Below are 4670 nucleotides of genomic sequence, written 5' to 3' on the forward strand. Positions count from 1 at the left end.
CGTAGCCCTCGACGCGGTCACGGTGGGCAGCGGTGATCAGCGGACTGACGACGGTGTCGAGCTCCATCGGGTCGCCGACCTTGAGGGACGTGAACGCGTCGGCGAGGGCGTCGGCGTACGCCGTGTATTGCGACTCGGGCACGAGGATGCGGGTCTGGGCGGCGCAGTTCTGGCCGGCGTTCACGCCGACGCTGGCGCCCACGAGGATCGGCAGGACGTCCTCGAGTCGGGCGTCCTCCAGCACGATCGCGGCGGACTTGCCACCCAGCTCGAGGACGCAGGGCTTGATCAGCTCGCCGCAGGCGGCGGCGATCCTGCTGCCGACCGCCGCGGATCCAGTGAAGCTCACCATGTCGACGCCGGGATGCGCGACCAGGTAGGCCGACTCCTCGGCACGAGCAGCCACGATGTTGACGACGCCGGGCGGCAGCCCGATCTCGCGGCACACCTCGCCGACCACGAACGACGCGAGCGGGTTGGGCTCGGTGACCTTGATGACCACGGTGCAGCCGGCGATCAGCGCGGGCGCGACCTTCTGACCGATCGCGGCCAGGGCGAAGTTGTATGCGGGGAACGACGCGACCACGCCGACGGCTTCCTTGAGGACCAGGCTCTTGCCGGCCATCGGGATGATGCTGCCACCCTCGGACTTGCCGGCCAGCGGGGACAGGTCGCTCACCCGCACCTCCGACAGCTGCAGCGAGCGACCGAGCTCTGCGTTGTAGTTGAAGCTCATGACCGGCGCGACGGCCTGGTAGACCTGCGACAGGAACAGCGTGCAGCCGGACTCCTCCGTGATGAGCTCGGCGAGCTCCTTGGTGCGCGCCTCGAGGCCACTCGCGAGCGCCTCGAGGTAGCCGGCCCGTTCGTCCAACGACATACGCGGCCAGGGTCCGGTGTCGAACGCCTGTCGTGCGGCGGCCACGGCGGCATCGATGTCCGCACGCGCAGCGGCCGGAACGCGCCCTATGCGCTCCTCGGATCGCGGGGAGACGACGTCGAGAACGCCGGTGCCCTGCGCCTTGTGCCAGTCGCCGCCGATGAAGAAGGAGTCGTGATCGCGCATGTCCATGGAGAAGGCCTAACAAGATGAGGTGAATTCGGTTTAGAGAACGGTATCCCCATGTGTCGTGGGCCACAAGACCCATTGCCGTACTTCCTGAACTGAGTTAGATTCATGACATCAGAACCGGCACGACGAACGAGGATCCGACATGACCACCAACGTGAATTCCCCCCAGCAGTCAGCTTCCGGCCGACGGGTCATCGTGGTCGGCGGTGGATCCGCCGGCTGCGTCATGGCCTCCCGACTGTCTGAGGATCCCTCGATCGAGGTGGTGCTCGTCGAGGCAGGCCCGGACTACGAGGACATCGAAGATCCGGCCGCCGCCAACGTCCGCAACGCCTGGCTGTTCGGCTTCACCAGTCATGACTGGGGATACGTCTCGGACGACCACATCCCCGAGTCGACCAACACGCCCGACTTCGCCATCGTGGAGCAGGGCGTCCTGCCGGTGTTCGCGGGCAAGGTCACCGGCGGCGGTTCCTCGGTCAACGCGACGAACGCCCTGCAGCCGACGAAGCTCGACATGGATCGCTGGGTCGGCCTCGGCGCGACGGACTGGACGTGGGACGAGGTCCTGCCCTACCTGCAGAAGATCGAGAACGATCCCATCGGGGGAGAGCGGCACGGCACCGAGGGTCTCGTGCCGGTGCACCGCTGGACCGCCGACAACGGCCTGCGCCCGTTCATGCAGGCATTCATCGACGCATGTGCCGAGAAGGGCCACCCCGTCACGGCCGACCTCAACGGCGATTCCCAGCGCGGCGCCGGTTCCGTGCCGCTCAACCAGCGCGACGGCGTGCGGCAGAGCTCTGCCGTCACGTATCTCAAGGCCGCCCGTGGCCGCCCGAACCTGACCGTGCTGGACGACCAGCAGGTCGACCGTGTCCTGTTCGACGGCACCCGCGCGATCGGGATCGTGCTCGTCTCGGGCGAGGAGCTGTTCGCTGACGAGGTCGTGCTGTCGGCCGGCAGCATCGGCAGCCCCGCGATCCTCATGCGATCCGGCGTCGGGCCGAAGCACGTCCTCGACGACCTGGGCATCGACATCGTGTCGGAGCTCGACGGCGTCGGGCAGAAGCTCGGCGACCACCCGCTGGTCTACATGACGTACGAGGCGGACGCCGACGCGATGGGCGAGCTGCTGCCGCCGCTGCAGACCATGTTGGTCTTCAGCTCGGGTGGCCCGGGCTCGGACCTCGAGCCCGATCTCCATGCCATCCCGTTCACCCTCGAGCCTGGGTCGCTCATCATCGCGGTCGGCCTCGTCCGCCCGTACTCGATGGGCAGCGTGTCGATCCGGTCGCGCGACCCGCTGGAGAAGCCGCAGATCCTGCTCAACCTGATGCACCACCCCGACGACCTCAAGCGCCTGGCTGCCGGTGTAGCGCACGTGCGGGAGATCGTCGCGTCGCCGAGCCTCGAGAAGTACGTCGGGGCGGAGCTGTGGCCGGGTCCTGACGTCGTCGATCGCGGGGACATCAGTCGGGCGGTGCTGGAGGCCAAGAACACGTACGTGCACATGGTCAGCACCTGCAGCATGGGCGATCCGGGGCTGCCCTGGGCGGTTGTCGGGCAGGACGGCGCGGTCCACGGGACGCAGGGACTCCGGGTCGTCGATGCGTCGATCATGCCGGTGATCCCGTCCGTTCCGACGAACTTCACGACCATGATGATCGCCGAACGGTGTGCCGCCTTGATGCGCCGCTGAGGTCATCGCACCGCGAAAAGCGGAAACCGCGCAGAGCCCTTGCCAACGGTGAAACGCATCTGTACAGTCCCTAACTGAAGTCGGTTCAAGTGATCGGCGTCACAACGAGAGGAAGTCAGCGAATGAGCATTTCCGAGAATGCTGTGGGTGCGGGTGGGACTTCCCTGGCGCCTGCGCAGACCGGAACCGTGCTGCGTGTCGAGGGCCTCTCGAAGACGTTCCCGGGCACCCGGGCGCTCGACGACGTCAGCATCGAGATCGCCCGCGGCGAGATCCACGCCCTCATGGGCCAGAACGGGTCCGGCAAGTCGACGCTGATCAAGCTCCTCGCCGCCTACCACTCGGCCGATCCCGGAGCGTTCGCCGAGATGGACGGTGCCGAGTTCGAGATCGGCAAGGCGGTCCCGGACGGCCTGCGCTTCGTGCACCAGGACCTCGGCCTGATCCTCGAGCTCAGCGCGCAGGACAACCTGGCGCTGCGCGGCGGTTTCGCCCGCGGCTTCGGCGGCCGGGTGCTGTGGCGCCAGCAGGAGGCGGAGACCCGCCGGATCCTGGCCGCGTTCGACGTCGACCTCGACATCCACCGTCCGCTCGCCGCGGCGACACCGGTCGAACGGACCGTCGTCGCGATCGCCGCGGCGCTGCAGGGCTGGGACGGAGACGGCGTCCTGGTGCTCGACGAGCCGACCGCGGTCCTGCCGCACGACGAGGTCCAGCGCCTGTTCGACGTCGTCACCCAGGTCCGCAAGCGCGGCACGAGCGTCCTGTACGTCTCGCACCGCATGGACGAGATCTTCACGTTGGCCGACCGGGTCACGGTGCTGCGTGGCGGCCGGCGCGTCGGGACGTACGAGATCGACGGACTCGACAGCCGCGCACTCGCGACGCTGATGGTCGGCAACGACGTCGACCCTGACTTCCGCGCCGACGTCGTCGCGCGTACGGAAACCGCGGTGACGCTCGAGGCGCGGGATGTGCGCGGCAAGTGGCTGCGCGGGGTCAACCTCGAGGCGCGTGCCGGGGAGATCCTCGGCATCGCCGGTCTCGCCGGTGCGGGCACGCTCGAGCTGCCATACGTTCTGGCCGGGCAGGGCGGTCCCCTCGCCGAGGGTGAGATCCGGCTGCCCGGACGCTCGGACCAGTGGCACGACGTCCGGCACGCGGGCCAGCTCGGCATTCCGCTCGTCCCGTCGGACCGGCAGACCGAAGGCGTGATTGCGGAGTTCACGGTCGGGGAGAACCTCTCGCTCTCGTCGCTGCGGAGCCTCGGTCGCCGTGGACATCTGGCCGCGGGCCAGGAGCGCGGCCTGGTCGAGGAGTGGAGCGAGCGACTCGATGTCGTCTCCACCGGACCGTCGGCCCCCATCTCGACCCTCAGCGGCGGCAACCAGCAGAAGGTCGTCCTCGCCCGCTGTCTCGCCATCTCACCGGACGTGCTCGTGCTGTGCGAGCCGACGGCAGGCGTGGACATCGGCACGCGCGTGGCGATCTACCAGATCATCGCCGACCTCGCTGCCGCCGGGTTGACGGTCATCGTGGCGTCGTCGGACGAGGGTGACCTGCTGGCGCTCTCCACGCGGATCCTCGTGCTGCGACACGGGGTCGTCGCCGAAGAGCTCGAACCGGACGGATTGACCAAGAACGAGCTCATCCGAGCCATCGAAGGAGCAGGACAGTGAGCATCAAGGTCGAGGAGAAGACTGTGGCAACACCGAGCGCGACCAGCGGACCACCTACGTCCGGCGGGGCGTCGCGATGGGTCAATCTGATGGCATTCGACAAGATCGGCGCGATCTATGTCTGGCTCGCGATCGTGGTGGTGTTCTCGTTCTGGGCGCCGGACACGTTCCCCAACATCACGACGGCGAAGCAGATCCTCAACTCCAACGCCATCAC

Annotated in this window: 4 protein-coding genes; 3 read left to right on the forward strand and 1 reads right to left on the reverse strand. The window is 68.0% G+C overall.

The features are described 5' to 3' along the window. Positions 1 to 1072: aldehyde dehydrogenase family protein (locus tag V6M46_RS09380; protein WP_332664116.1), on the reverse strand; the 1072-nt coding region annotated here is incomplete at its 3' end. Between the two features lie 142 nt (positions 1073 to 1214). On the opposite strand from V6M46_RS09380, the gene V6M46_RS09385 reads away from it, so the two are divergent. The 3 genes from V6M46_RS09385 to V6M46_RS09395 all read left to right on the forward strand — a co-directional run. Next, on the forward strand, positions 1215 to 2774 hold the full coding sequence (locus V6M46_RS09385; protein ID WP_332664119.1) for a GMC family oxidoreductase: 1560 nt from the start codon (positions 1215 to 1217) through the stop codon (positions 2772 to 2774). A gap of 122 nt (positions 2775 to 2896) precedes the next feature. After that, entirely contained in the window at positions 2897 to 4453 is a 1557-nt protein-coding gene (locus V6M46_RS09390) for a sugar ABC transporter ATP-binding protein (RefSeq protein WP_332664122.1), read from the forward strand. After that, the coding region (locus tag V6M46_RS09395) for a hypothetical protein (protein WP_332664124.1) at positions 4450 to 4670 on the forward strand (221 nt) is incomplete at its 3' end. The genes V6M46_RS09390 and V6M46_RS09395, both read left to right, overlap by 4 nt.

Source organism: Aeromicrobium sp. (assembly GCF_036676885.1).
Classification (GTDB): domain Bacteria; phylum Actinomycetota; class Actinomycetes; order Propionibacteriales; family Nocardioidaceae; genus Aeromicrobium.